The organism is Streptomyces sp. PR69, from assembly GCF_026420845.1.
Classification (GTDB): domain Bacteria; phylum Actinomycetota; class Actinomycetes; order Streptomycetales; family Streptomycetaceae; genus Streptomyces.
In genome coordinates, this window is the sequence record NZ_JAOWCB010000103.1 from 1 (window position 1) to 328 (window position 328).

The window sequence follows — 328 nt, forward strand, 5'->3', positions numbered from 1 at the left end:
CCCCCACTGGCCTTTGAACAGCGCGCCCTCGTCCAGCCAGGAGGCGTACTCCTTCAGCTGGATCCCCTTGACGACGCGGGTGCCGAAGAACGGCGGGGTGGGGACGGGGTTGTCGATGGCGACGTCGGAGCGGACGGGCGGTTCGGGCTCGGTGAGATCGAGGAGAGGTGTGTCCCGTTGCGGCACACGCCGTTGCTTCAGCGGAGGCAGGGTGGCGCCGGGGACGCCGCGTTTGACGGCGATCAGGGCGTCCATCAGGCGCAGGCCTTCGAAGGCGTCCCGTGCGTAGCGGACCTCGCCCTGGTAGATCTCGTGCAGGTCCTGCTCG

General features: G+C 69.2%; 1 protein-coding gene. It reads right to left on the minus strand.

The features are described 5' to 3' along the window. A partial coding sequence (locus OF819_RS29090; protein WP_267246643.1) for a hypothetical protein occupies positions 1–328 on the minus strand: 328 nt, incomplete at both ends.